This is a genomic window from Pseudomonas lijiangensis, assembly GCF_018968705.1.
GTDB lineage: Bacteria > Pseudomonadota > Gammaproteobacteria > Pseudomonadales > Pseudomonadaceae > Aquipseudomonas > Aquipseudomonas lijiangensis.
In genome coordinates, this window is sequence record NZ_CP076668.1 from 4,276,137 (window position 1) to 4,303,097 (window position 26,961).

Below are 26,961 nucleotides of genomic sequence, written 5' to 3' on the forward strand. Positions count from 1 at the left end.
AAAGGAAGCTGTCAGGACTGAATCTGGTCGCCTGTGCAACTCCTTGATCACCCGGCGATATCGCGTAATGCGACCTCACTCAGAATGCGTTCCATCACCTGCTGGATGGATAATTCGGTGGAATCCAGCTGTATGGCGTCATGCGCCGGCTTGAGCGGAGCTACCGCTCGCTGGGTGTCACGCTCGTCGCGCGCACATATCTCATCTAGCAGACTCGACAGACTAACATCATCACCCTTCGCCTTCAACTGCAAGTAACGACGGCGTGCACGCTCCTCGGCACTGGCAGTGAGAAAAATCTTCAGGGGCGCGTCGGGAAATACCACCGTCCCCATGTCTCGGCCATCGGCCACCAGCCCGGGTTCTTCCTGAAACGCACGCTGGCGCTGCAGCAAGGCATCGCGAACGGCAGGCAAGGAAGCGACCTGGGAAGCACCGCTGCCGATCTGCTCGTTGCGGATGGCATGGGTAACGTCCTCGCCTTCGAGGATGATGCGCTGGCCCTGACCACCTGAAGCGGTCTCGAACTGCACATCGAGATGCGCAGCCAGCAGTTTCAGGGCTTCTTCATTGGTCAGGTCGACACCGTGATTGCGCGCCGCGAAGGCAAGCAGACGGTAAAGAGCCCCGGAATCGAGCAGACACCAGCCCAGATGCCTGGCCAGCAAGCCTGCAACAGTGCCCTTTCCAGAACCGCTAGGGCCGTCGATGGTAATAACAGGTGCTTTGATTTTCACTTTTTATCCTCTTGCGCGACACGCATACCGACTTGAGCGCACAGCGCCAGAAAATTGGGAAACGATGTGGCGACGTTCGCACAATCGTGAATACGGATCGGTGCCGATGCCCGCAGTGATGCAACGCTGAATGCCATTGCAATGCGGTGATCGCCATGAGCATCGATCTCGGCACCGCCCATGGAACCGCCTTCAATAATAATGCCATCCGGCGTGGGCTCAACCTTGATACCCAACGCCAGCAGACCATCAGCCATGGCCTGAATCCGGTCCGACTCCTTGACACGCAACTCCTGCGCACCGCGCAGGACAGTACGTCCCTGAGCACAAGCCGCAGCGACGAACAGCACCGGAAACTCGTCGATAGCCAACGGCACCAGTGCTTCGGGAATCTCGATCCCCTTCAGGGAGGCCGAACGGACCCGCAGGTCCGCAACCGGCTCGCCACCGACTTGCCGCGGGTTTTCCAGAGTGATATCACCGCCCATCAGGCGAAGGATATCGATAACACCCGCACGTGTCGGATTGACGCCCACATGCTCGAGCAACAACTCGGAACCTTCGGTAATGGATGCCGCCACCATGAAAAACGCGGCCGAGGAAATATCGGCAGGCACTTCTATACGGGTTGCCAGCAGCTTGTGCCCGGACTCCAGCGAAACGGTGTTGCCCTCGGCAGCCACCGGGTAGCCGAAGCCACGCAGCATGCGCTCGGTATGATCACGAGTGAGCGCCGGCTCGCTGACTATAGTCTCGCCATCGGCATATAGCCCGGCCAGCAACAGACAGGATTTGACCTGAGCACTGGCCATCGGCGCGTCATGGGTCTGACCCGAAAGCTTGCCGACAGCATGAATGGTCAACGGAGGACGGCCATCGGCCGCCGTTTCGATGGCCGCACCCATGGCCCGCAAAGGGTCGACCACACGGCTCATGGGCCGCTTGGACAGCGAGGCATCGCCCGTCAGGGTGCTGTCGAAATCCTGCGCCGCCAGCAGACCTGCCAGCAGGCGCATGGAGGTTCCGGAATTGCCCAGGTAGATCGGACCGGGCGCAGCCTTCAGGCCACGCAAGCCGACACCATGAATGATCACGCGACCATGATGCGGTCCTTCGATCACGACCCCCATGTCACGGAAAGCCTGCAAGGTCGCCAGCGCGTCCTCGCCTTCAAGAAAGCCTTCGACCTCGGTAACGCCCTCAGCCAGAGAACCCAGCATGATCGAGCGATGGGAGATGGACTTGTCTCCCGGCACGCGAATACTGCCGCTGACACTGCCGCCGGGGCTGGCGACAAAAACCAGATCATCCGCACTGACAGGCTCTACATAGGCGCGGCGAGCCAGAATCTTGCCGAAATGCTCCCGGGCAACCCGCGCACGGGTGAACACACCCAGCAGTTGATGGCCGTCGCCGGTATCCACCGCTTCACGCAAGGCATCCAGATCACTGCGGAATGTATCCAGAGTGCGCAGAACGGCTTCGCGGTTGGCCAGGAAGATGTCGTGCCACATCACCGGATCACTGCCCGCGATACGGGTGAAGTCACGGAAACCGCCCGCCGCGTACCTGAAGATCTCCAGGTTTTCGTTACGCTTGGCCAGGGAATCCACCAGACCGAATGCCAGCAGATGCGGCAGATGACTGGTCGCAGCCAGGACCTCGTCGTGACGCTCGACCTGCATATGCTCGACATCGGCGCCCAGCACCGACCAGAGACGATCAACCAGCGCCACGGCATCGGGATCCGTCTCGGCCAGCGGTGTCAGAATCACCTTGTGGCGCCGGAACAAATCGGCGTTGGACGCCTCGACGCCACTCTGTTCGGAACCGGCAATCGGATGCCCCGGCACGAAGCGGGCTGGCATGTGACCGAAGGCAAGTCGTGCAGCCCGTACCACATTGCCCTTGGCGCTGCCGACATCCGTCAGGATCGCATTACCAAGGTCCAGAGGTGCCAGCAGGCCGAGGAGCTTTTCCATAGCCAGGATCGGGACTGCAAGCTGAATGACATCTGCGCCCCGACAAGCGGTCGCCAGATCCGCTTCGCAGCGATCCACAACACCCAGCTCAACGGCCAGTACGCGGGATTTCGGGTCAAGATCGACCCCCACCACTTCACGGCACAGACCGCTTTCGCGAACACCCTTGGCAAAGGAGCCACCGATCAGACCCAGACCGACGACCACAAGCCGACCGATGACAGGTCGAGCGGATAGCTGCGAGAAATCAACCACGCGCAGAAACCTTGTGGCTGACACCCGCGCAAGGCGAATCTGTTTGCACGCCCGACAACGCAGGAGTGAGGAAATCGCTGCTCATGTATCGTCCCTTCAAAGAACCGCTTTCGGGTAGGAACCCAGTACCTTCAAGGCAACGGCTTCATGACTGATCTTCTCCAGCACCGCCTTGACCAGCGGATCCTGGTGATGCCCTACGAAATCGATGAAGAACACGTAAGTCCACTTGCCACTGCGCGACGGACGGGTTTCGATGCGGGTCAGGTCCAGGCCATTCTCATGGAAGGGCACCAGCAGTTCATGCAACGCGCCCGGCTTGTTGCTCATCGACACAATGATCGAGGTCTTGTCGTCACCGGTCGGCGGCACTTCCTGATTACCGATGATCAGGAACCGCGTGGAGTTGTCGGGACGATCTTCGATCTTCTCGGCCAGACGGGTCAGGCCATACAGGTCTGCCGCCATATCCCCGGCAATGGCCGCGGAGTTCCACTCGCTCTTGACCCGCTTGGCCGCTTCGGCGTTGCTGGCAACCGCCACGCGCTCGACATTCGGGTAATGAGCGTCCAGCCACTTGCGGCACTGGGCCAGCGACTGGGCATGGGAATAGATGCGGCTGATGCTTTTGGTCTTGGTGCTTTCACCGACCAGCAAATGATGGTGAATGCGCAGCTCGACTTCACCACAGATGACCATGTCATGTTCGAGGAAGCTGTCGAGGGTGTGGTTGACCGCGCCCTCGGTGGAGTTCTCCACCGGCACGACACCGAAATTCACGGCACCGGCAACCACTTCACGGAACACTTCATCGATAGCAGCCATGGGCAGGCTGATGACCGCATGCCCGAAGTGCTTCATGGCCGCAGCCTGGGTAAAGGTCCCTTCCGGGCCCAGATAGGCGACTTTCAGCGGCTGTTCCAACGCCAGGCAGGAAGACATGATTTCGCGAAACAGACGCGCCATCTCTTCGTTGCTCAGCGGACCGCGATTGCGGTCCATGACCCGCTTGAGCACCTGAGCTTCACGCTCAGGGCGATAGAACACAGGCACTTCGCCTTCAGCCAGCGAGGACATTTTCACCCGCGCCACTTCCTGCGCGCAGCGTGCGCGCTCGCTGATCAGCTCCAGAACCTTTTCGTCCAGGCTGTCGATGCGAACTCGCAGCGCCTTGAGTTCTTGCTCGGACATCAGCCGTGCTCCTTCTCGAAGTCTTTCATGTAGGTCACCAGCGCATTGACTGCATTGATGTCGACAGCATTGTAGATGGAAGCCCGCATGCCACCGACCGAGCGATGGCCCTTGAGGTTGAGCAGGCCGTTAGCGTCGGCACCCGCCAGGAACGGCTTGTCCAGACGGTCATCGGCCAGACGGAACGGCACGTTCATCCAGGAGCGATCAGGCTTGTTGATCGGGTTGCTGTACAGCTCGCTGGCATCGATGAAGTCATACAGGGTGCGCTTCTTGACTTCATTGAGCTTGCCGATGGCTTCGACGCCACCCTGCTCCTTGAGCCACTCGAAAACCAGACCGGACAGGTACCAGGCCAGGGTCGGCGGTGTGTTGTACATCGAGCCGTTGTCGGCGGCGACCTTGTAATCGAGCATGGTCGGGCAAAGCGCACGGGCGCGACCCAGCAGATCTTCGCGAATGATCACGACGACGATGCCGCTCGGCCCGATATTCTTCTGGGCACCGGCATAGATCATGCCGAAGCGCGAAACATCCACCGGACGGGAAAGAATATCGGAGGACATGTCGGCAATCAGTGGGACATCGCCTGTTTCCGGAATCCAGTCGAATTCCAGGCCACCGATGGTTTCGTTCGGCGCGTAGTGAACATAGGCAGCGTCCTTGGACAGCTTCCATTCGTTCTGGCCAGGAATGGCGAAATAGTCGTATGGCTTGGCGCTGGCAGCGACATTGACCGTGCCGTAGCGCGAGGCTTCTTCAATAGCCTTCTGCGACCAGATGCCGGTGTCGATGTAGTCAGCCTTGCCGTTTTCCGGCAGCAGGTTCAGGGCAATCTGGGCAAACTGCTGGCTGGCGCCGCCTTGCAGGAACAGCACCTTGTAGTTCGAGGGGATGGTCAGCAGGTCGCGAAGATCCTGCTCGGCCTTGGTGGCAATGGAGACGAACTCATCGCTGCGATGACTCATTTCCATCACGGACAGGCCCTTGCCATGCCAGTCCAGAAGCTCCGCCTGGGCACGCAACAGAACCGCTTCGGGAAGCGCAGCGGGACCTGCGCAAAAGTTAAAGGCTCGCTTGCTCATATCCACTCTCGTCAAATGCGTTGGGTCTTTCGCGCTGCTTTTCCGGTCTACTGACCGAATGTCGCAAGGGCCGACCCGCCTGCAATGCATACGCACTCACAGACGAGCCAGCCCTTGCCGGATTTACGTTACCGCTCAGCCTTGTGTTTCGTCATCGTCCGCTGCTGCATCGGCATCGACTTGCAGATCGTCGGCATCATCTGCCTCGACCACGACACCATCCACGATTTCACCGTCAAGTTCGTCATCTTCGACTTCCGATGGCTCCTGGACACGCTCCAGACCCACCAGGGTTTCGTCGGTGGCCAGCTTGATCAGGGTGACGCCCTGGGTGTTGCGATCCAGGCGGGAGACTTCGTCGACCCGAGTGCGCACCAGCGTACCCTGATCGGAAATCAGCATGATTTCCTCGCCTTCCTGAACCTGCACAGCGCCGATCAGCTTACCGTTACGACCCTTGGTGACCATGGCGATAACGCCCTGACCGCCACGACCGCGACGCGGGAACTTGCTCAGCAGGGTACGCTTGCCGAAACCACGCTCGGAAGCGGTGAGAATCTGCGCGCCAGACTCGGGGATCAGCATGGAAATCAGTCGGCCCTTGCCGATCTTCATCCCGCGCACACCGCGAGCGCCGCGGCCCATCTGACGAACATCGCTCTCGGCGAAACGGATGACCTTGCCGGCGTCGGAGAACAGCATGACTTCCTTGGCGCCGTCGGTAATCGCAACGGCAATCAGGGTGTCGCCTTCCTTGAGCTTCAGGGCAATCAGGCCGCTGGAGCGAGGACGGGAGAACTGTGCCAGAGGCGTCTTCTTGACCGTACCGAAGGCCGTGGCCATGAAGATGTAGGCGCCAGTCGGCTCGGCAACCAGTTCCGGCGTATCGCCGTCTTCTTCCTCGGCTTCCTCGGCCTCGACCACTTCACCTTCGATTACCGAATCTTCGGCATCTTCCAGCTCGTCATCGGCACCCGAACTCTGCTGCAGCGCTTCAAGATCGATCGGCAGCATGGCGGTGATGTATTCACCTTCGTCCAGCGGCAACAGGTTGACCAGCGGACGACCACGAGCGGCACGGGACGCTTCCGGAATCTCGTAGGTCTTGAGCCAGTAAACCTTGCCCTTGCTGGAGAACATCAGCAATGTGGTGTGGCTGTTGGCGACCAGCAGGTGAGCAATGTAGTCCTCATCCTTGATGCCGGTAGCCGATTTGCCTTTACCTCCACGACGCTGAGCCTGATAGACCGCCAATGGCTGGGTCTTGGCATAACCGCCGTGGGAAATGGTGACAACACGCTCTTCTTCGGTGATCAGGTCACCCAGGGTCAGGTCCAGACGCGCATCGAGAATCTCGGTGCGGCGCACATCGCCATATTCGGAGCGAATCAGTTCCAGTTCTTCGCGGATCACTTCCATCAGGCGCGTGGCGCTGCCCAGGATGCGGATCAGCTCGCCGATCTGGTTGAGGATTTCCTGATACTCGGTGAGCAGTTTTTCATGCTCCAGACCGGTCAGACGATGCAGACGCAATTCAAGAATCGCCTGTGCCTGTTCAGGCGACAGGAAATACTTGCCGTCACGCAGACCGTACTGTGGATCGAGGTTTTCCGGACGGCAGGAATCGGCACCGGCACGCTCGACCATTTCAACCACAGCGCTGGATTCCCAGGCCGTGCTGATCAGTCCTTCCTTGGCTTCGGCCGGAGAAGGCGAAGCCTTGATGAGGGCGATGACAGGGTCGATGTTCGACAGCGCAACGGCCTGACCTTCGAGAATATGCCCACGCTCACGCGCCTTGCGTAGTTCGAAGACGGTACGGCGGGTCACCACTTCGCGACGGTGACGGACGAAAGCTTCCAGCAGATCCTTGAGGTTGAGGATTCGCGGACGACCGTCGATCAACGCAACGATGTTGATGCCGAATACGCTTTGCAGCTGGGTCTGGGCATAGAGGTTGTTGAGGATGACCTCTGGAACCTCGCCACGACGCAGCTCGATGACCACGCGCATACCGTCCTTGTCGGACTCGTCGCGCAGCTCGGTGATACCTTCGAGTTTCTTCTCTTTTACCAGCTCGGCGATCTTTTCGATCAGGCGAGCCTTGTTCAACTGGTACGGCAGCTCGGTGATGACGATCTGCTGACGACCGCCTACCTTGTCGATGTCTTCGACGATGGAACGGGCACGCATATAAATGCGGCCACGACCGGTGCGATAGGCTTCGATGATGCCGGCACGACCGTTGATGATCCCCGCCGTCGGGAAGTCCGGGCCTGGAATGTATTGCATCAACTCATCGACAGTCACTTCGGGATTGTCGATCAGGGCCAAACAGCCGTCGATGACTTCACCGAGGTTGTGCGGCGGAATGTTGGTCGCCATGCCCACGGCAATACCGCTGGAGCCGTTGACCAGCAGGTTGGGAATACGGGTGGGCATGACCGCCGGGATCAGCTCGGTGCCGTCATAGTTGGGCACCCAGTCCACGGTTTCCTTGTGCAGGTCGGCCAGCAGCTCGTGAGCCAGCTTGGTCATGCGCACTTCGGTGTATCGCATGGCCGCGGCGTTGTCGCCGTCGACCGAACCGAAGTTGCCCTGGCCGTCTACCAGCAGGTAGCGCAGCGAGAAGGGCTGCGCCATACGAACGATGGTGTCGTAGACAGCGGTATCGCCATGCGGGTGGTACTTACCGATTACGTCACCAACCACACGAGCGGATTTCTTGTACGGCTTGTTCCAGTCGTTACCCAGCTCGCTCATTGCGTACAGCACGCGCCGGTGCACGGGCTTCAAGCCATCGCGCGCATCCGGCAGTGCACGCCCGACGATTACGCTCATCGCGTAGTCGAGGTAGGACTGCTTCAGCTCGTCTTCGATATTGACCGGGAGGATTTCTTTGGCCAGTTCGCCCATGAGAAGCCTGATTCCTTTTTCTGGTGAAACCTCGTACATCCATACGGGATAGACGAAGCTCGCCGCTGCCGGCATTTGCCAGGCAACGACTTACGACAAATCAACGAGTTATGCCATGGATCTGCGCAGTAAGGGCGACTACTGATAGCGCCGTTGGAAACCGCCGGATATTACCACAATCGCTGTCACGCTCCTATCCTTTGAAAGCGTTGAAAACGGGCTACGCGCAAAACCATCAATGCAGGTGCTTGCGACTCATGAGCAGGGCCATCTTGGCGGTATCCGGCCGCTCGACGATGCCCTTTTCGGTCACGATGGCATCGATCAGGTCCGCAGGCGTCACATCGAATACCGGATTGAAGGCCTCGACATCAGCGCCCACCCGATGACCGCCCACTTCCAGCAGTTCGCGACCGTCGCGCTCTTCAATGACGATGTCTTCACCGCTGGCCGTGTCCATGTCGATCGTGGAGCTGGGCGCCACCACCATGAAGCGCACACCATGGTGCATGGCTGCGACCGCCAGTTGATACGTACCGATCTTGTTGGCCACGTCACCATTGGCGGTAATGCGGTCGGCACCGACAATGACCCAGGTGATGCCTTTGGTGCGCATCAGGTGCGCAGCGGCAGAGTCGGCATTGAGAGTGACCGGAATCCCCTCGTTGGCCAGTTCCCAGGCCGTCAGGCGCGAGCCTTGCAGCCATGGCCGGGTTTCATCGGCATAGACGCGCTCGATCATGCCTTCCAGGTGCGCAGCCCGGATCACGCCCAGCGCAGTGCCAAAGCCGCCCGTGGCCAGGGCGCCAGTGTTGCAGTGGGTCAGGACCGCCTGAAGATTGCCCTGATGCTTGCGAATCAGATCCGCACCCAGTTGCGCCATGGTCAGGTTGGCTTCACGGTCGCTCAGGTGGATCGCAACGGCTTCGGCCTCCAGAACAGCCAGAGGGTTATCCCCTTCCTTGAGCCGTTGCAGGCGGTCGCGCATCCGGTTCAGCGCCCAGAACAGATTGACGGCCGTAGGACGCGAGTCCGCGAGCAGCGAGAAATCCGCCTCCAGCGCCGTCAGCCAGTCACCACCCGCCGCGAAACGGGCGCGAGCCCCCAGCACAACGCCATAAGCTGCCGCGATACCGATGGCAGGCGCACCGCGCACCACCATCGTGCGAATGGCCTCGGCCACTGCCGCAGCGCTGCTGTAGGCGTGCCAGGTTTCCTCGAACGGAAGCACACGCTGATCCAGGAGATACAGAGTGTCATCTCGCCAATCGATGGCCTTTACCTTCTCTGCAGCCAATAGCCGATCGCGCATTACCACCCACTCCATCTCGAAAACCCACAGCCCGGAATCAAAAGGGGACGATTATAGCGAGCCGACCGCGAAGGTGCTCGGGTATACTTCGCCATTACTGCAATAAGCTCTGGAAGCCTTGTCATGCCGAACGCCACCGCACCGCTCGACCTTCTGCTCCTGCCCACCTGGCTGGTGCCGGTCGAGCCCGCAGGCGTGGTACTCAAGGAGCACGGGCTGGGCATCCGTGACGGCTGCATCGCCTACATTGGCCCGAGGGCCGAAGCCTTGAAGCAGAATGCCCTGCAAATACAGGAACTGCCTGGCATGCTGCTCACTCCAGGGCTGATCAATGCCCACGGCCATGCGGCAATGACCCTTTTCCGCGGCCTGGCCGACGATCTGCCGCTGATGACCTGGCTGCAGGACCATATCTGGCCGGCCGAGGGCAAATGGGTCACCGAAGACTTCGTTCGTGATGGCACGGATGTGGCCATCGCCGAGCAGATCAAGGGCGGCATCACCTGTTTCTCGGACATGTACTTCTATCCCAAGGTCGCTGCCGATCGCGTCCATAACAGCGGGATCCGCGCCCAGATCACCGTGCCGGTGCTGGACTTCCCGATCCCTGGCGCCAGAACCACCGATGAATCCCTGCATATCGGCGTCGAGCTGTTCAACGACCTGATTCATCACCCGCGCATCAAGGTTGCCTTCGGCCCCCATGCGCCCTACACCGTCAGCGACGAAAACCTGGAAAAGGTCAGGGTCATTGCCGACGAACTCGACGCCATGATCCAGATGCATGTGCATGAAACCGCCTTTGAGGTGGAACAGGCCCTCGAACAACGCCAGGAGCGGCCATTGGCGCGCCTGAACCGTCTCGGCCTGCTGGGCCCGCGCTTCCAGGCCGTACACATGACGCAAATCAGCGACGACGACCTGGCATTACTGGTAGAAAGCAACTCCAGCGTGCTGCATTGCCCGGAATCCAACCTGAAACTGGCCAGTGGCTTTTGCCCGGTGGAGCGTCTGTGGCAAGCCGGTGTCAACGTAGCCGTGGGTACCGATGGCGCAGCCAGCAACAATGACCTGGACCTGCTGGGCGAAACCCGCACCGCCGCCCTGCTGGCCAAGGCTGTAGCGGGTTCGGCTACAGCGCTGGACGCACACCGTGCATTGCGCATGGCGACCCTGAACGGCGCACGCGCCCTGGGTATACAGGCAGAAACCGGCTCACTGGAAATCGGCAAGGCGGCGGACATGGTCGCGTTCGATCTTTCCAGGCTGGAGCAGCAACCGATCTATGATCCAGTGTCACAGCTTATATATGCCACCGGTCGCGATTGCGTGAGCCATGTCTGGGTGGCAGGCAGGCAATTGCTCGACAACCGCCGCCTGACCCGCATGGACGAGCAGGCGCTGCGCGAAACCGCCATTGCCTGGGGCAAGCGTATCAGCGGCGCAAATTGAATACATGAAGGCCTGGCTTGTTGATCGCCGGGCTGCCGAAACGAATTTCAAGTTCAAGAGGTAACTCCCATGAGCAACGTCGACCGCGCAGAAATCGCCAAATTCGAGGCACTGGCACATCGCTGGTGGGATCGTGAAAGCGAGTTCAAGCCGCTGCACGATATCAATCCGCTTCGGGTCAACTGGATCGACGAGCGGGTCAATCTGGCCGGCAAGAAAGTCCTGGACGTCGGTTGTGGCGGCGGCATTCTCAGCGAGGCCATGGCCCTGCGCGGTGCCACCGTGACCGGTATCGACATGGGCGAAGCGCCGCTGGCCGTGGCCCAGCTGCATCAGCTCGAATCCGGCGTGAGCGTCGAATATCGGCAGATCACCGCCGAAGACCTGGCTGAAGAAATGCCCGAGCAGTTCGATGTAGTGACCTGCCTGGAAATGCTCGAACACGTGCCGGATCCTTCCTCCGTGATCCGCGCCTGCTATCGCATGGTCAAGCCCGGCGGCCAGGTGTTCTTCTCTACCATCAACCGCAACCCCAAGGCCTACCTGTTCGCCATTGTCGGTGCCGAATACATCATGGGCCTGCTGCCACGCGGCACCCATGACTTCAAGAAATTCATCCGCCCGTCGGAACTGGGTGCCTGGAGCCGTGATGCAGGCCTGCAGGTCAAGGACATCATCGGCCTGACCTACAACCCGCTGACCAAGCACTACAAGCTGGCTTCGGACGTGGACGTCAACTACATGATCCAGACACTTCGGGAGGCATGAGGCATGCGCTTGAGAGCGGTTCTATTCGACATGGACGGCACATTGCTCGATACCGCACCGGACTTCATCGCCATTTCCCAGGCAATGCTGGCCGATCGCGGTTTGCCAGCAGTGGCGGACAAGCTGATTCGCGATGAAATCTCGGGCGGCGCCAAAGCCATGGTCGCAGCGACCTTTGCCATGTCCCCGCAGGACCCGGCCTTCGAGGCCCTGCGCCTGGAGTTCCTAGAGCGCTACCAGCGCGATTGCGCGGTGCACAGCAAACTCTTCGACGGCATGGCCCAATTGCTGGCCGATATCGAAAAGTCCGGCCTGATCTGGGGCGTCGTCACCAACAAGCCGGTGCGCTTCGCCCAGCCGATCATGGAACAGCTCGGGCTGGCCGAGCGCTCGGCACTGCTGATCTGCCCCGATCATGTCACCCACAGCAAACCTCACCCCGAGCCGCTGATCCTGGCCTGCAGCCAGCTTGATCTTGACCCGGCCAGCGTGCTGTTCGTGGGAGACGATCTGCGTGATATCGAGTCAGGTCGCGATGCTGGCACCAAGACAGCCGCCGTGCGTTACGGCTATATCCACCCCAACGACAACCCCGATCACTGGGGCGCCGATGTGGTCGTGGATCACCCGCTGGACCTGCGCAAGGTGCTGGACAACGCGCTGTGCAGTTGCTGAGCCTTACTGAATAGCTACAGAGGTTTCCCATGTTCGATTACTCCGCCCGCCCCGAACTGCTCAAGGACCGGGTGATTCTGGTCACTGGCGCAGGACGCGGCATCGGTGCTGCGGCAGCAAAGACCTATGCAGCCCATGGCGCCACGGTGCTGCTGCTGGGCAAGACCGAAGCCAACCTGACTCAGGTGTATGACGAGATCGAAGCGGCTGGCCATCCTCAGCCTGTGGTCATTCCATTCAATCTGGAAACCGCCCTGCCCCATCAATACGATGAGCTGGCAGCCATGATCGAAACAGAATTCGGCCATCTCGACGGCCTGCTGCACAACGCCTCGATCATCGGCCCGCGCACGCCAGTGGAGCAGTTATCCGGCGAGAACTTCATGCGGGTCATGCACATCAACGTCAATGCGACGTTCATGCTGACCAGCACCCTGCTGCCATTGCTCAAGCTGTCCGCCGATGCATCGGTGATATTCACCTCAAGCAGTGTCGGCCGCAAGGGACGCGCCTACTGGGGCGCCTATGGCGTGTCGAAGTTCGCGACCGAAGGGCTGATGCAGACCCTGGCCGACGAACTGGACACTGTCGCGCCAGTGCGCTCCAACAGCATCAACCCCGGCGCAACCCGTACCAGCATGCGAGCCCAGGCTTACCCCGCTGAAAACCCTCTGGACAACCCGACGCCCGAGGAAATCATGCCGGTCTATCTGTACCTGATGGGCCCCGACAGCACCGGCATCAACGGCCAGGCTTTCAACGCGCAATAAAGCCGGCTGCACAAAAGCCTGTCCTGGCGGAAATCCGTCACGGCAGGCTTATTTCATGAATATGCCGAGTCAAGGAAACGTCGAACTGTCTTGCCCGGTCTCTTGATCGTCTTTATTAGTCGTTTAAATTCAAATAGTTAGATTAAAAAACCGTACATGGCACGACTTTCGCTCTGCCTCTCACAAGCCAGCAACGATGTGAGAGGAGTAAAGCCATGAGTTCTCCGACCGGTCCCAAGACAATTGATTTCGATACTGCAAGATTGCAAAGGCTCGACTCTCGCACTCGACCGGCGGCCCCTCTTCCTCCTGCTGATCTGCCCACCCTCATTCAGCAACTGAGCCAGCAGTTACAGAGCAGTCTGGAAGCCGAAAAGATTCTTGGCATGTTCTTCCGTGGCATTCAACGCCTCATGCCATTGTCCGCGCTGATCTATGAACACTCCCGCAGCGATCTGAGCCTGCATTTGGGTGAAAGCGCGGAGCACCGTGCCCATTACACCTTGCGCCACATGAACGAATGCCTGGGGAATCTGGAATTCCAGCGCGACACGGCATTCAGCGAGCAGGAACTGGGCGAGCTTGAGTCACTGATCATCTGCCTGCTCTACCCCATGAAAAATGCGCTGCTGTATCGCATCGCCATGCAAAGCGCACTGCGCGACCCGCTGACCAATACCGGCAACCGGATCGCGATGGACCAGAACCTGATGCTGGAAATCGAAGTGTCTCACCGCCAGAAACAGCCGCTTTCAGTGCTGATGCTGGATATCGATTACTTCAAGAACGTCAACGACAACTTCGGCCACAAGACCGGCGATGAGGTGCTGCGCACCATTGCCCATACGCTCAAGACTCAGTTGCGCAGCGTTGACCGGATGTTCAGGTATGGCGGGGAAGAGTTTGTGGTTGTGCTTGCCAACACTGATCGCGAGTGTGCAGCCATGATCGGTGAACGCCTGCGCCAGGCGGTGCTGGAACTGAAGTTCCACGAAAGCAATACCGTGCTCAACACCACCATCAGCCTGGGCTGTTCGACGCTGCTGCCGGCAGAATCGGCCGACAGCCTGCTACGCCGCGCCGACAAGGCCTTGTATGTCGCCAAACGCGAGGGCCGCAACCGCCTGAACATGGCGGGTTAAGTGAGAGCTTCTTCGCGACTGAAGTCGCTCCCACACACAGCCCGCAGGAGCGAATTCATTCGCGAAAGACCGGACCAATGAATCCGCTGTTTTATCAGGCCCCGACCGCTGCTACACGCTCGCGCGAAGGCTTTACCTTGTCCAGCTGCATACAGCTTTCAAGGAACAGGTACATGTAGTCATAGCTCTTGGTGGTCGCCTGACGCAATTCGGTCTGTAGCTGCACGCTGGGGTTGTTGCCCGCCAGGGTGCAAATGATCTCCAGCGCTTCCCATGGGTGCGCATCGTCATACTGAGCGTGCATCTTCAGCCATTTCATGGCGCGCTTGCGGGTTTCGCTGGGGAAACCTTCGGCGTAGACATCACTGGAACAGACGACTGCCGCCCACTCGCCTGTTGCCCCCTCGATGGCATAGTTGGTGGCGGCCATGGCCACGGCCAGGGAATCCGAAGAGCTGGTCTGCCAGCACCAGTGGCTCAAGGCATGCAGCTCGGGCGCCACGCGCTGGGCGTGCAGGTCATCGACACTCACCCCATGGCCGGCACACCAGTTCACCCAATAATCTGCATGATTGAGTTCGACGCGGATATTACGCATCAGCCAGCGACGCGCCATATCCTCCCCAGGATGGCGGCCGAAACGTGTCTTGGTCAGGTTCTTGGCCATGTAGACGGCAAACTGCTCAACCACCGGCCAGCCGCCAATCAAGTAATGGCGCATGACCTGCGGGCTCAGGCGCCCATCACGCATTTTCTGATACAGCTCGTGTTCGACCACACGAGCCTTGGCGGCACTGCAATCCTTGATCAACTGTTGCGCCCATGCCGGATAACTGCTGGCTTCCATGAGCGGACCGGTTCTATTGAAAGTGTCGATCACTGTGCGGCTCCCTTTTTTGTTGGTTGTACCGAGTTGGCTTGATACCCATGAGCCTCGGCCATCACGGAGGCCGGGCGTGCAGGCTGGGTGTACAGGCTTTCACACGTCAATAACTCTGGACGAGCTATCAAGTACCCCTGTGCAAAATCCACACCTATTTCCTGCAGAGCAGACTCAATCTGCGGGGTTTCAACAAACTCGGCAATGGTTTTCTTGCCCATGACGTGGCCAATATGATTGATGACATCGACCATGGCACGATTGATCGGATTGTCGAGCATATCCTTTACAAAGCTACCATCGATCTTCAGAAAATCGACGGGAAGATGTTTCAGGTAAGCAAAGGAGGACATCCCGGAGCAGAAGTCATCAAGGGAGAACAGGCAACCCAGTGCCTTGAGTTCATTCATGAAGCGGATGGCGCTGCCCAGGTCGGCAATCGCACTGGTTTCGGTCACCTCGAAACAGATCATGCTCGGGGAAACACCATACGTCCTGAACTGCAGCTTCAGGTAATCCAGAAAGGCCTCATCACCAATACTGGAGCCGGACAGATTGATGGCACAGATCGCCTGGGGCATCTGGTGCCGTGGATCGTTCATGCATTGCGCAATGACCTGAAAGACATTCTGCACAACCCAGCGATCAAGGGTTGTCATCAAGCCATAACGCTCTGCTGCCGGTATGAAGCTGTCCGGTGAAACCATTCGCCCCGATTCGTCGCGCAGGCGCAAAAGGATCTCGACATGCCTCACCCCGTCATCAGGCTGGTGAAGCGGTGCAATTTCCTGGGTGTACAGGCAGAAACGGTTCTCGCCCAGGGCCATGTGCAGGCGCTGGATCCAGGCCATTTCACCGGAGCGTGTGGAAAGCTGCGAATCGTCCGGATGGTAGACCTGAACCCGGTTGCGACCCTTTTCCTTGGCCATGTAGCACGCCATGTCTGCTGCTCGAAGCGAAGCCTCCAGCGTGGTCGGCGCATCGCCTATATGCACCAGACCAATACTGATCGTCGTCACAAAGGGTCGGCCTTTCCAGACGAAATGCATGCTCTGCACCATCTTGCGCAGGCTCTCGGCGATTTCCAGGGCCGTCTGTGGCGCACAATTGCACAGCAGAATACCGAACTCATCGCCCCCTAAGCGGGCAAGGGTGTCACCTTCACGAATCCCCTGAGGCAACATCCGGCACAGATGCCGGAGCAGTTCGTCGCCCGCTGAGTGACCGTTGGTGTCATTGATCAGCTTGAACTGATCCAGATCCAGAAACATCAGGCAGTGACTTTCATTCGAGGATTCGGAATCTGCGAGCAACTGCTCCAGGCGATACTCGAACTCGCTCCGGTTGACCAACCCGGTCAGTGCATCATGGGCGGCCTGCCAGGAAAGGTTGGCCAGATGCTGGCTTTCCTGGGTCATGTCGTGCAGCACCAGCACAGCGCCACTGACAACCCCGTCGCTGTAGATCGGCGACCCGACCAGATTGACCATCACCGTGCTGCCATCCAGACGCTGGATCAGCTTGCAGTGCACGCTGCCACCCTTGAACTTGCCGCTGAGGATATGCTCCATCAGCGTCAGGCTGTCCTTGTGGTCGTTTTCGTCCAGCAGATTGAACAGCGCAGCCAGCGGCAGCCCGATTGCCTGGCTGTTACGCCAGTGAGTCAGCCCTTCTGCAGCTGCGTTCATGTAAACGATCGCACCGCTGACGTCCGTGGTGATAACTCCGTCGCCGATGGACTCCAGCGTGATCTGAGCCCGGTCCTTCTCCAGTTGCAGCGCATGGGCAAAGACGTGGCGCTGTTCGAGCAGCTTGCGCGAACGTAACAGTGCCAGAAGGATCAGCACCAGGGCTGTGACCGGATTGATGATCAGCAGCAGCCATAGAATGAATCTCGACCCCTCTCCCAACGCATCGCTGAAAGCCTTGGCAACGGGGGTTACCGCGTCATTGATTGCATTGATCCGGGCGTGCCATTGCAAGGATTCATCCGGGCTCACCGCACCTTCAGCCACTCGGCTGTGGATCGCGCGGGCCAGCTCATCGAGCCGGGCAAGATAGTCATCCCCGATGTTCCACCAGTAGATGGCCTTTTCCATGTAACTGAAGTCATGGAAGTTGCGGTACAGCCAGATGATGCCGCCGACATCATCCGGGTGGTTACCGCCTTGAAGAATGGCGTCTCTGGCATCCGCCAACGAGGGATCGGGCTGATTCAGCACCTGACGCAGGGCCTGACCGCCCTGGGGAATGGCAATAGCCTGCTGGTACCTGGCAAAGTCGCGCTCGTCATGACTGTCGACATAAAGTCCCAGGTAATGGATGGCGTCCTTCTGCCCCTTGGACCAGAGGCTTTCGCCCACGACATAGCTGCGTACGGCAGACAAGGTGTACAGGCTCACACACCCGAGCAGCGCCTGAAAAAGCGCCACGGCAACAAAAGGCCACACAATGCCTAAAAGACGAGGCTTAGAGAGAGACCGCGACTGCTTCATGGGTTCACTTCACCACATGACTGGTTGAACGTCCTGATCAGAGACTAGGCTAAATCCAACAAGAGAGACGAGTGATTTTCTCGGTTTTTATACAAGGTGCAACATTGCGCACAAAGCTGGCGTGGTGGGTCGGCCCTGCAATCAGACCTGTTGCAGATATCCATACAGCTTGGCGTAGAGCCCGCCCTCGGCGATCAGTTGCTGGTGATCCCCTTCCTCGGCGATACGCCCACCATCGAATACCAGGACCCGGTCGGCCTGTTTTACCGCAGACAGGCGATGAGCGATGATCAGGGTCGTGCGGCTGCGCAGAAAGAGCGCCAGCGCCTGATGCAGATTGTATTCGGTGGCCGCATCCAGCGCAGAAGTCGCCTCGTCCAGAATGACGACTTTGGGGTCCGACAACACCATGCGCGCAATGGCCAGACGCTGACGCTGCCCGCCGGACAAACGCACCCCGGAACGCCCCACAATGCTGTCCAGGCCCTCGGGCAGCAGGCGGATGGTCGACTCAAGCTGAGCAACCTCCAGCGCCGCCCAGCAGGCTTCATCCGTGCAGTCACGGCCCATGGTCAGGTTGGCGCGTATGGAGTCATTGAACAGTGCCGGATGTTGCAGCACCACTGCCACATTTTCCCGCACCCGCTCCAGACCGATCTCCTGCAGGGTGGAGCCGCCAAAACGAATGGTTCCGGTCTGCGCGCTGTACAGCCCCAGCAGCAACTGCACCAGGGTACTTTTACCGCCACCGCTGGCACCGACGATCGCGACCTTTTCACCGGGCGCAATCGACAGGTTCAACTGATCCAGGACAAGGTCTTCGCCATAGCCGAAGCTCAGCCCACGCACCTCGATGCCGACGGTTTCCCGCCCCTTGAGAGGGTCGACAACACCGGGATATTGCGGCTCGTCTTCACGGCCCAGCAGCTCATTGATACGGGTCAGCGCCCCGCCCGCCGCGTAATAGGCGTATTGCAGGTTCAGCAATTGCTCCACCGGCGCAATCATGAACCACAGGTAACTGAATACCGCGAGCATCTGGCCAATGGAAAGATCCGAGAACAGCACCGTGAGCATGGCCGCAGCCCGAAAAATATCGATGCCGAACTGAAACAGCAGGCCACTGGCCCGGCCGGACGCATCGCTTTTCCACTGGGAGCTCACTGCGTAATCGCGCACTTCCCGGGCACGCTGGCCCAGGCGCCCCAGGAAAAAGCCCTGCCGATTGCCTGCCCGCACTTCCTGAATGGCATCCAGGGTTTCGCTCAAGGCCTGGGTAAAGCGCGAAGTACTGTCGTTCTCGAGCTTTTTGAGGTGTTTGACTCGCTTGCCCAGCCGCACGGTGGCAAAGATCACCAGCGGATTGAACAGCATGATCAGCAGCGCCAGCTTCCAGTGCATCCACATCAGAATGCCAGCGGTGCCTGCCAGGGTCAGGGTCGCCACCAGAAAACGGCTGAGGGTTTCGCCGACGAACTTGTCCAGCGTGTCCAGATCAGTGACCAGATGCGTGGTCACCATGCCGCTGCCCAGGCTTTCATACTCGCGCAGGGAAATACGCTGGAGGCGTTCGATCAGCCGCAAACGGATGCGATAGACAATGTCCTTGGCCAGTCGCGCGAACAACCGCGCCTGCAGGACATTGAACAACAAGGCGCCCAATCGCAGGACCAGAGTCAGCACCAGCATCAGACCGATGTAACCCACCGCCTTCTGCAGGCTGTCGGGCAAGGCATGGTCCATGATTTTCAGCGCAGCATCACCACGCCCCAGCAGCACTTCGTCCACCAGCAAGGGCAGGAGCAACGGAATCGGCACGCTGCACAGCGTCGCCAGCACGGCCACGCCATTGGCGATCCAGAGGGCTTTCTTGTGACGTAAGGCCAGCCGCCGGATTTCGGCCCAGCTCAATCTGTCGCCGGGAGACTCCGGCTGTGGGGAGGAAGGCTCTTCATGCACTGGCTGCACGCTCCAGCCATCGCCCGAGCAATGGCGCTAGTTCGCTCAGGGGTTGATAACCATTGGTCAGCAACGCGAACTGCCCGTTGTGCTCGGCGAGCAGGGTCGGAAAACCGGCAATGCCAAGCCCCTGCACCCAGGCAAAGTCGGACGTCGTGGCCGCTCGCTGCTCAACGCTGTCAAACGCGTCCGCGAACGGCTGACGGGGCAGCCCCGCCTGCTCGGCCAGTTCGACCAGCAACGGGGCATGGGTGACATCGCGCCCTTGCGTGTAAAACGCCTGCTGAATCAGTTTGACCAGCGCCCACGCCCCTTGGGGATCAAGATGCCGGGCTGCGGTCACGGCCCGGCAGGCCGGCGTGGTGTCGTAGACGAAACCCTCCGGCAAGGCACCTTCCAGACGAAATGCCTGGCCGGTGGCTTTCTCTACCGCATCCCAGTGCTCAAGGATATAGCGCCGCGTGGAAGCGTCCAGCGCCGTGGTGCCGGAGCGCAAACCACCCATGACCAGATGCAGCGGCACGCCGCCCGCCTGTGCCTGTTCTACCAATGCCTCGGCCACCGGAGCGAAACCCCAGCACCACGAGCACATCGGGTCCATTACATAGATCAGGCGGGAGGACATGGCTCAGGCCTCGGATTGCGAACGGTAGTTGTGACCAATCGGGTGCGGCTGATTACGGGCCTTTGCCAGCTCGATCTGCTTCTGCCGGTCAATGGCGCTGCGGCGAGTCTTTTCGCTCAGGCTGTCCCAGCAGTGCGGGCAACTGACACCCGGCGAATAATGCTCGCTGGCGCGATCTTCGGCACTGATCGGTGTGCGGCAGGCATGACATTGATCGTAGTCGCCTTCGCTCAGGTCGTGACGCACCGTGACACGGTTATCGAACACGAAGCAGTCGCCACTCCACTTGCTCTCTTCCTGAGGGACTTCTTCCAGGTATTTGAGAATCCCGCCCTTGAGGTGATAGACCTCCTCGAAACCCTCGCCCAGCATGTAGCTCGATGCCTTTTCGCAACGAATGCCGCCGGTGCAGAACATGGCGACCTTCTTGTGCACGGCCGGGTCGAAGTGCTCCTTGATGTACTCGGGAAACTCGCGAAAGCTGGTGGTCTTCGGGTCGATGGCGCCCTCGAAGGTGCCGATGGACACTTCGTAGTCGTTGCGGGTATCGATCAGCAGCACTTCAGGGTCGGTGATCAGGGCGTTCCAGTCCCTGGGTTCGACATAAGTGCCAACGCGCTTGTTGGGGTCCACACCTTCGACACCCAGGGTTACGATCTCTTTCTTGAGCTTGACCTTGGTGCGATAGAACGGCTGCTCGTCGCAGAACGATTCCTTGTGATCGATATCGACCATGCGCGGATCGTTTTTCAACCAGGCCAGCAGGCCATCGATACCTTCACGGCTACCGGAAACCGTACCGTTGATGCCCTCTTCGGCGATGAGCAGAGTGCCCTTGATGCCATTGGCGATCATGGCCTGCAACAGAGGCTCACGCAGGGCAACGTAATCGCTGAGGGTCACGAATTTGTATAGCGCAGCTACGACGATCGGCTGAGTCATCGGCTCTTGTGTCATGTATCTCTCCAGGTGGTGACCCTCGTAAAGGGCCTACCGGACAAAAAATCAGAACGAAAAACGCACCGGCCTTGCGGCGCGGTGCGGATTCTAGCAAAACAGGCGTTATCAGGATATTGCTTCGGGGCGGACCCCGGCGCTCAGGTCAGTGACCGCCGGCACAGGTCGGCGAAGCGGGAGCCGCGCCGATCCTTGTCCATTCCTCAGGCGTGTAGGTGTGCAATGCCAGGGCGTGGAACTCGCCCATCAGGCTACCCAGCGTGGCGTAGACCTTCTGATGCCGCTTGACCGAGTTCAGGCCCGCAAACTGGTCGCTGACCAGAATGGCCTTGTAATGCGTCTGCTGACCACGACTGTGCATGTGGCTCTCGTCGAGCACTTGCAGGTGCTGTGGCTCAAGCAGCGCAAGCGCCGACTCGATTTTCTGTTGCATGCTCATGACCAGGCTCGCCTGTCAGGGTTTCTTGGGCGCAGCCGGGGCTGCGGCTTTGGCAGGCTCCAGCTCGGCGGTCATGTCGGCGAGCAGCTTGTTGACCACCGGCACGGCGCTTTCCAGCTTGCTCTGGGTCAGTTGGGCCGATTGCTGAGCCAGCTCAGGCATTTTGGACATGACTTTCTTGCCCAGTGGCGACTGGTAGAACACGACCAGATCCTTCAACTCGCTTTCGGTGAAGTTGGCGGTGTAGAGCTTGACCATGTCCGGCTTGAGCTTGTTCCAGCCGATTGCCTGATCGACAGCGGTGTTGGCCTTGGCCTGATAGGTTTCCAGCAAGGCCTTTTTCGATGCAGGGGCCTTGGTTTCAGCAAAACGCTGGGCAAACATCTGCTGGACCTGCGCGTATACCGGAGCACCCAGCTTGTCAGCGTTGGCAAGCTTGAGGAAGGTTTCGGCACTGGCGTTGTGGCTGGCGGTGTCGGCGAGAACCTGACCGCTGGCGCAAACCAGGGCTACCGCAGTACAGATGGCACGAAGACGGGTCATCGAATTTCCTTAATCTGACAAACGAGGCATGACCTCAAGGCCGACCATTCTGCGCTTATGTTCGCTTTTGGCTCAACCCCCGCTTAACTCAGTGGTTGAAAACCCGCTAACACAGCCCGTATGGGAACCCTGAAGAATTAAAGGCACCTAACCCTTACGCACCATAAAGGAGTAAGACCAGTGAGCCGTACAGAAACTGACAGCATTGGCCCGATAGAAGTCCCTGAAGACGCTTACTGGGGTGCACAGACGCAACGGTCGCTGATCAACTTTGCGATTGGCGACCAGTCCATGCCGCTTGCCGTGCTGCACGCCCTGACCCTCATCAAGAAAGCCGCCGCCCGGGTCAATGATCGCAATGGCGACCTGCCTGCCGATATCGCCCGGCTCATCGAGCAGGCCGCCAACGAAGTGCTCGACGGTCAGCATGACGCCCAGTTTCCGCTGGTGGTCTGGCAGACCGGCAGCGGCACGCAAAGCAACATGAACGTCAACGAAGTGATTGCCGGGCGCGCCAACGAGCTGGCTGGCCAGGGCCGTGGCGGCAAGAGCCCGGTGCATCCCAATGATCACGTCAACCGTTCACAGAGTTCCAATGACTGCTTTCCTACAGCCATGCACATCGCGGCGGCACAAGCGGTCAAGGAGCAACTGCTGCCCGCCATCGCCGAGCTTTCCAATGGCCTTGCCGAACAGTCGGCACGGCACATCAAACTGGTGAAAACCGGCCGCACCCACATGATGGATGCCACACCGATCACCTTCGGCCAGGAGCTTTCGGGCTTCGTTGCGCAACTGGACTATGCCCAGAAAGCCATTCGCGCCACCTTGCCTGCGGTCTTCGAACTGGCTCAGGGCGGCACCGCCGTGGGCACCGGCCTGAATGCTCCCAAAGGCTTCGCCGAGGCCGTGGCTGCGGAACTGGCGGCTCTGTCGGGACTGCCGTTCGTCACGGCGCCCAACAAGTTCGCCGCGCTGGCGGGCCATGAACCGCTCACCGCCTTGTCCGGGGCGCTCAAGACTTTGGCCGTGGCCTTGATGAAAATCGCCAACGACCTGCGCCTGCTGGGCTCCGGCCCCCGCGCCGGGCTTGCAGAAGTCCGGCTGCCCGCCAACGAGCCGGGAAGCTCGATCATGCCCGGCAAGGTCAACCCGACCCAATGCGAGGCGCTGTCGATGCTGGCCTGTCAGGTCATGGGCAACGACGTGACCATCGGTTTCGCCGCCAGCCAGGGTCATCTGCAACTGAACGTGTACAAGCCGGTCATCATTCATAATCTGCTGCAGTCGATCCGGCTGCTGGCCGACGGCTGCCGCAACTTCAACGAACATTGCATCGCCGGCCTGGAACCCGATGCCGCAAAAATGGCCGAACACCTGGAGCGAGGCCTGATGCTGGTCACCGCTCTCAATCCCCATATCGGTTACGACAAGTCGGCGCAGATCGCCAAGAAAGCCTACAGCGAAGGGCTGACCTTGCGTGAAGCCGCCCTTGCCCTGGGCTATCTTACCGACGAGCAGTTCGACGCCTGGGTCAGACCGGAAAAAATGCTGGAGGCGGGTAGCAATGGCTGACCCAAAGAGTGGTGCAACACCTCTGGAAGGCAGTGGAAAACGTATCCTGATGATTTACGGCACACCGAAGACCGTCAGTTTCTGCCACGCCCTGGGTGATGCCTACTCACAGGGAGCACGCAGCAAAGGTCATGTGGTGAGAATGCTCAAGCTCAGCGAGCTGGACTTCGATCCGATCCTGCATAACGGCTACGAGCAGAGTCAGAATCTGGAACACGACCTGCTCGAAGCCCAGCGCCAGATCCACTGGGCCGAGCATCTTGTATTCGTCTACCCGGTTTCCTGGGGCGGTCTGCCAGCCTTGCTGAGCGGTTTCTTCGACCGGGTGTTCATGCCCGGCTTCGCCTTCAGGACCCACGGCCGCAGACACCCGTCCAACGAGCTGCTCAAGGGCAAGACTGCGGAGCTGCTGTCTACCATGGACACCCCGCCCCGCTACTTCCGTTGGATCTACGGCGCACCGGCACATCGCCAGATGATTCGTACGATCCTGGCCTTCTGCGGAATCAGAACCAAACGCCTGACAGAATTCGCCCCGATCCGCACCTCCACCGAAGAACAGCGCCAGCAATGGCTTCGGCAGGCCGAACAACTTGGTAAATAGCCGCTGGCGCTACACCGCCAGCCGCTGCTTCCTGGCCTTCCAGCCCGCAATCATCGACGGCCCCAAGGCGGTCAGGGCCGAGCCCAGCACCACCAGCACTGCACCGCCATACCCCAGCGCATTGATTTCTTCGGCCTGCACGTAGTCGGGCCACAACCATGCGGCAACAGCCACCGCTGCCAGTGTCACCAGCGGTGTAAGGGCCAGGGTTGCGCTGACACGCGAAGCTTCCCAGTGGGCCAGAGCCTCGGCAAAGGCGCCATAAGCCACCAGGGTGTTCAGGCAACACGCCAGCAATAACCAACCCTGCAACGGGCTCAACTGCAAAGCCTCCATCGGATGCGCCCAGGGCGTGATCAGCAGCGCGCAGAACAGGTAGATCACCATCATGACCTGCAACGAATTCCACACCGTCAGCAATTGCTTCTGGCTCAGCCCGTAGAAGGTCCAGACCACAGCCGCCAGAAAGACGATCAGCACTCCGGCGGTGTAATCGCTCAGGGAGGTGAACAGCTCCACCAGACGCTCATTGAAGAACAGGCCAAAACCGATCAGCAACACAAGCAGACCGATGCCCTGCCCAAGCGTGAAGCGCTCCTTGAACAGAACGATGCTGCCGAGCAACAGCAGAATGGGCCCGGTCTGGATCATCAGTTGCGTGGTGCCGGGGCTCAACAGACGCAACCCCACCAGATACAGCACATAGTTGCCCACCAGACCAAACACCGCCAGCGCCACCAGAATCCTGCCCTTGCCACCCAACACCTTGAGGTTCGGCAAACGCTTGACCGATGCCAGCCATATAAAGAGCAGGACGCCCGATACCAGAAGACGGAACCAGGTCACCGTCACCGGATCCATCACTTGCAGCACCTGTTTGAGTTTGACGGGCAGGATGCCCCAGAGAAAAGCGGTCAGCAGCGCAAGACAGAGGCCATACACCCAGCGGCCGGAGGAAATGTGCATCGGTCATTCCAGATCAGACAAGACAGTGTTGTCAGTCTAGGCACAGATTGCCGTCACTCACAGATACAGATAGGAACGCATAAAGCGCCCAATTGTGTTGATGGCTTTTCCACTGGAGGAATGTTGATCAGTTCAAAAAGCAGGTGGCCGGGTCAAAATCCGTGGGAGGGGCCTTGGCCGCGACAGCTTCATCATCTGAAGGCGCTAAAAGTGTGTTGCCTGTGAAGTCGCGGCCAAGGCCCCTCCCACAAGTTACAGGCATGTCTTGAGTGATCGGGTATCAGCTCTCTGCGTGATTGCGCTTATACGTTTCATGGCCCATTGCTTCGATCTGCCCCTCGATCAAGGCATCGAAAGGCCGTAAAAGCGCAGAAAAAGAAGCTTCGGGCTCCAGGGTCTGCAAGGCATGGGTGACCGCTTCCAGAGTCGACAAGGCATCGGGTCCTGGCGCCTTGCGCAGGCGGTAGCGTGAAACCGGAACCGAACCCAGCGTCACTCGGGGCAAGGCAGCCAGCAGCGGGTTGAGATGCAGCAGCTTTCGCGCCTTGCGCCAGGTACCATCGGGCACTACCAGCAGCATGGGCAGATCCTGTTCGGAACAAGGCGCCAACACCTGTGTATCTTCGCCCGGAAATAGCAGACGCGCTCGATACCCGGACTGATTCAGCAGCGCTTCCAGATCCTCGAACACTTCCCCCACCACGAGTTGCGCATTGACCAGTCCCAGGGCAGCCAGGCGTGCAGTATTCAAGGCGTGACTGACTTCACTGGGGTGTTGCAGCAGTAAAACGCGAGTTCGGCTGTCCAGTTTCGGAATCAGGGCGCAGAGGCAATGGTGGTCGGGGCGCTGACAGCGCTCGCAACGAGCACGAGACATGTTTTTTTCTTCGGCTGCAAACAAGGAGCGCAGTCTAGCCGATCACCGAGCAGCCTGAACCTGCCATCGGGCACCCGTCGCCCTTGAAGGACGGCCCGGAAACTTCAGCTAGCCTGAAACCGAGGGCGGGATTAACCGACAAATGTCCAGAACCGGGGTTTCCATGAATCGCGAGGACATCAACCAAAGGGTGCTCGACATTCTTGGAGTCATTCTGGTGGACAAATCCGTGTTGCGCGACAATGCCACCTTCAAGGATCTCGTGCTGGACGAAGAAGATATCAACGAGCTTTTCGGACGCCTGGAAGAAGAGTTCGGCTTCGAGTTCCCGGCGGCCTTCATAAGAGAACGAGCCATCCAGAAACCCGAGCACCTGTCGCTGCCCATGGTGGTGGATCTGATCGTATTGATGCACCAGGTATAGCGACAGGAAACAGGCAATTGAAAACTGATAACGGGACACGGCCTTGCGTCCCGCTCATATGGAGCGCCAATGCAGGTGACCGATAGCGGTCAGCCAAGGCTTATCGACGTGGGCGGCGGCGCTCATCCTCGGCGCGCACAGGCACAGGTTGCAGTTTGGGACGTTCGATCAAACCCAGTGCAACACCCAGATCATGGAGCCATTCTTGCAATTTGCTGTTCATAAAGCCCCCTCGAGGGAAAAACCAGGCAACCGGCAATGCGCCTGTTGCTAATACTGATCATAGAAGCAAGTTTTCAATCTAGCCGACAACTCGGAAACATTTTTCCCGA

24 protein-coding genes are annotated in these 26,961 nt (G+C 59.4%); 8 read left to right on the forward strand and 16 right to left on the reverse strand.

The window, feature by feature from the left end:
• Positions 1 to 47: 47 nt before the first annotated feature.
• From cmk to mtnA, 6 genes are all read right to left on the reverse strand, one after another.
• Entirely contained in the window at positions 48 to 737 is a 690-nt protein-coding gene (gene cmk, locus KQP88_RS17760) for a (d)CMP kinase (RefSeq protein WP_200992613.1), read from the reverse strand.
• Entirely contained in the window at positions 734 to 2,974 is a 2,241-nt protein-coding gene (locus KQP88_RS17765) for a bifunctional prephenate dehydrogenase/3-phosphoshikimate 1-carboxyvinyltransferase (protein WP_216703778.1), read from the reverse strand. The genes cmk and KQP88_RS17765 overlap by 4 nt, the downstream gene beginning before the upstream one ends.
• A gap of 96 nt (positions 2,975 to 3,070) precedes the next feature.
• Complete coding sequence (gene pheA / locus KQP88_RS17770) at positions 3,071 to 4,165, reverse strand: prephenate dehydratase (protein ID WP_200992615.1); 1,095 nt, start codon at positions 4,163 to 4,165, stop codon at positions 3,071 to 3,073.
• Positions 4,165 to 5,250: a 3-phosphoserine/phosphohydroxythreonine transaminase gene (serC, locus tag KQP88_RS17775; RefSeq protein WP_216703779.1), complete on the reverse strand. Its 1,086-nt coding sequence runs from the start codon at positions 5,248 to 5,250 to the stop codon at positions 4,165 to 4,167. Before serC ends, pheA begins: the two co-directional genes overlap by 1 nt.
• 135 nt (positions 5,251 to 5,385) lie before the next feature.
• Positions 5,386 to 8,166, reverse strand: a complete 2,781-nt coding sequence (gyrA, locus tag KQP88_RS17780; protein ID WP_200992616.1) for a DNA gyrase subunit A — start codon at positions 8,164 to 8,166, stop codon at positions 5,386 to 5,388.
• A gap of 235 nt (positions 8,167 to 8,401) precedes the next feature.
• Positions 8,402 to 9,478 carry an S-methyl-5-thioribose-1-phosphate isomerase gene (gene mtnA / locus KQP88_RS17785; protein ID WP_216703780.1) on the reverse strand — a complete coding sequence of 359 codons (1,077 nt, stop codon included), beginning with the start codon at positions 9,476 to 9,478 and terminating at the stop codon, positions 8,402 to 8,404.
• Between the two features lie 123 nt (positions 9,479 to 9,601).
• Between mtnA and KQP88_RS17790 the strand changes: the two genes are divergently transcribed.
• From KQP88_RS17790 to KQP88_RS17810, 5 genes are all read left to right on the forward strand, one after another.
• Positions 9,602 to 10,930 carry a TRZ/ATZ family hydrolase gene (locus tag KQP88_RS17790; RefSeq protein ID WP_216703781.1) on the forward strand — a complete coding sequence of 443 codons (1,329 nt, stop codon included), beginning with the start codon at positions 9,602 to 9,604 and terminating at the stop codon, positions 10,928 to 10,930.
• A 69-nt stretch (positions 10,931 to 10,999) separates the two neighbouring features.
• The gene (gene ubiG, locus KQP88_RS17795; RefSeq protein WP_025261295.1) at positions 11,000 to 11,698 is read left to right on the forward strand and encodes a bifunctional 2-polyprenyl-6-hydroxyphenol methylase/3-demethylubiquinol 3-O-methyltransferase UbiG; all 699 of its coding nucleotides are present in this window, start codon (positions 11,000 to 11,002) and stop codon (positions 11,696 to 11,698) included.
• A 3-nt stretch (positions 11,699 to 11,701) separates the two neighbouring features.
• A complete protein-coding gene (gene mupP / locus KQP88_RS17800) occupies positions 11,702 to 12,373 on the forward strand; it encodes an N-acetylmuramic acid 6-phosphate phosphatase MupP (RefSeq protein ID WP_025261296.1) in 672 nt (223 codons plus the stop codon).
• A 29-nt stretch (positions 12,374 to 12,402) separates the two neighbouring features.
• On the forward strand, positions 12,403 to 13,143 hold the full coding sequence (locus KQP88_RS17805) for a YciK family oxidoreductase (RefSeq protein WP_216703782.1): 741 nt from the start codon (positions 12,403 to 12,405) through the stop codon (positions 13,141 to 13,143).
• Between the two features lie 215 nt (positions 13,144 to 13,358).
• A complete protein-coding gene (locus KQP88_RS17810) occupies positions 13,359 to 14,285 on the forward strand; it encodes a GGDEF domain-containing protein (protein ID WP_216703783.1) in 927 nt (308 codons plus the stop codon).
• A 94-nt stretch (positions 14,286 to 14,379) separates the two neighbouring features.
• Here the strand turns inward: KQP88_RS17810 and KQP88_RS17815 are convergent, their stop codons facing one another.
• The 7 genes from KQP88_RS17815 to KQP88_RS17845 form a co-directional block, all read right to left on the reverse strand.
• Entirely contained in the window at positions 14,380 to 15,165 is a 786-nt protein-coding gene (locus KQP88_RS17815) for a TenA family transcriptional regulator (RefSeq protein WP_025261299.1), read from the reverse strand.
• Positions 15,162 to 17,660, reverse strand: a complete 2,499-nt coding sequence (locus KQP88_RS17820; RefSeq protein ID WP_216703784.1) for an EAL domain-containing protein — start codon at positions 17,658 to 17,660, stop codon at positions 15,162 to 15,164. Before KQP88_RS17820 ends, KQP88_RS17815 begins: the two co-directional genes overlap by 4 nt.
• 141 nt (positions 17,661 to 17,801) lie before the next feature.
• Complete coding sequence (locus KQP88_RS17825; protein WP_216705988.1) at positions 17,802 to 19,619, reverse strand: ABC transporter ATP-binding protein; 1,818 nt, start codon at positions 19,617 to 19,619, stop codon at positions 17,802 to 17,804.
• Entirely contained in the window at positions 19,612 to 20,244 is a 633-nt protein-coding gene (locus KQP88_RS17830) for a DsbA family protein (protein WP_200992622.1), read from the reverse strand. The genes KQP88_RS17825 and KQP88_RS17830 overlap by 8 nt, the downstream gene beginning before the upstream one ends.
• A 3-nt stretch (positions 20,245 to 20,247) precedes the next feature.
• Positions 20,248 to 21,186, reverse strand: a complete 939-nt coding sequence (gene trhO / locus KQP88_RS17835; protein WP_216705989.1) for an oxygen-dependent tRNA uridine(34) hydroxylase TrhO — start codon at positions 21,184 to 21,186, stop codon at positions 20,248 to 20,250.
• 160 nt (positions 21,187 to 21,346) lie between these two features.
• Positions 21,347 to 21,640: a BolA family protein gene (locus KQP88_RS17840; protein ID WP_025261304.1), complete on the reverse strand. Its 294-nt coding sequence runs from the start codon at positions 21,638 to 21,640 to the stop codon at positions 21,347 to 21,349.
• Between the two features lie 15 nt (positions 21,641 to 21,655).
• Positions 21,656 to 22,183, reverse strand: coding sequence for a DUF2059 domain-containing protein (locus KQP88_RS17845; RefSeq protein WP_025261305.1), 528 nt, complete (start codon positions 22,181 to 22,183; stop codon positions 21,656 to 21,658).
• A gap of 180 nt (positions 22,184 to 22,363) precedes the next feature.
• Here KQP88_RS17845 and KQP88_RS17850 point away from each other — a divergent pair, with 180 nt between their 5' ends.
• Both KQP88_RS17850 and KQP88_RS17855 read left to right on the forward strand, forming a co-directional pair.
• Positions 22,364 to 23,758 carry a class II fumarate hydratase gene (locus KQP88_RS17850; RefSeq protein ID WP_200992624.1) on the forward strand — a complete coding sequence of 465 codons (1,395 nt, stop codon included), beginning with the start codon at positions 22,364 to 22,366 and terminating at the stop codon, positions 23,756 to 23,758.
• The gene (locus KQP88_RS17855; RefSeq protein WP_025261307.1) at positions 23,751 to 24,362 is read left to right on the forward strand and encodes an NAD(P)H-dependent oxidoreductase; all 612 of its coding nucleotides are present in this window, start codon (positions 23,751 to 23,753) and stop codon (positions 24,360 to 24,362) included. The genes KQP88_RS17850 and KQP88_RS17855 overlap by 8 nt, the downstream gene beginning before the upstream one ends.
• A gap of 9 nt (positions 24,363 to 24,371) precedes the next feature.
• On the opposite strand, the gene KQP88_RS17860 is transcribed toward KQP88_RS17855, so the two are convergent.
• Entirely contained in the window at positions 24,372 to 25,328 is a 957-nt protein-coding gene (locus KQP88_RS17860) for a DMT family transporter (RefSeq protein WP_216703785.1), read from the reverse strand.
• 280 nt (positions 25,329 to 25,608) lie between these two features.
• A complete protein-coding gene (locus tag KQP88_RS17865; RefSeq protein WP_216703786.1) occupies positions 25,609 to 26,205 on the reverse strand; it encodes a tRNA-uridine aminocarboxypropyltransferase in 597 nt (198 codons plus the stop codon).
• Positions 26,206 to 26,368: 163 nt separating this feature from the next.
• On the opposite strand from KQP88_RS17865, the gene KQP88_RS17870 reads away from it, so the two are divergent.
• The gene (locus tag KQP88_RS17870) at positions 26,369 to 26,629 is read left to right on the forward strand and encodes a hypothetical protein (RefSeq protein ID WP_216703787.1); all 261 of its coding nucleotides are present in this window, start codon (positions 26,369 to 26,371) and stop codon (positions 26,627 to 26,629) included.
• 100 nt (positions 26,630 to 26,729) lie between these two features.
• Here the strand turns inward: KQP88_RS17870 and KQP88_RS25390 are convergent, their stop codons facing one another.
• Entirely contained in the window at positions 26,730 to 26,852 is a 123-nt protein-coding gene (locus KQP88_RS25390) for a PA1414 family protein (RefSeq protein WP_117164006.1), read from the reverse strand.
• Positions 26,853 to 26,961 lie beyond the last annotated feature (109 nt).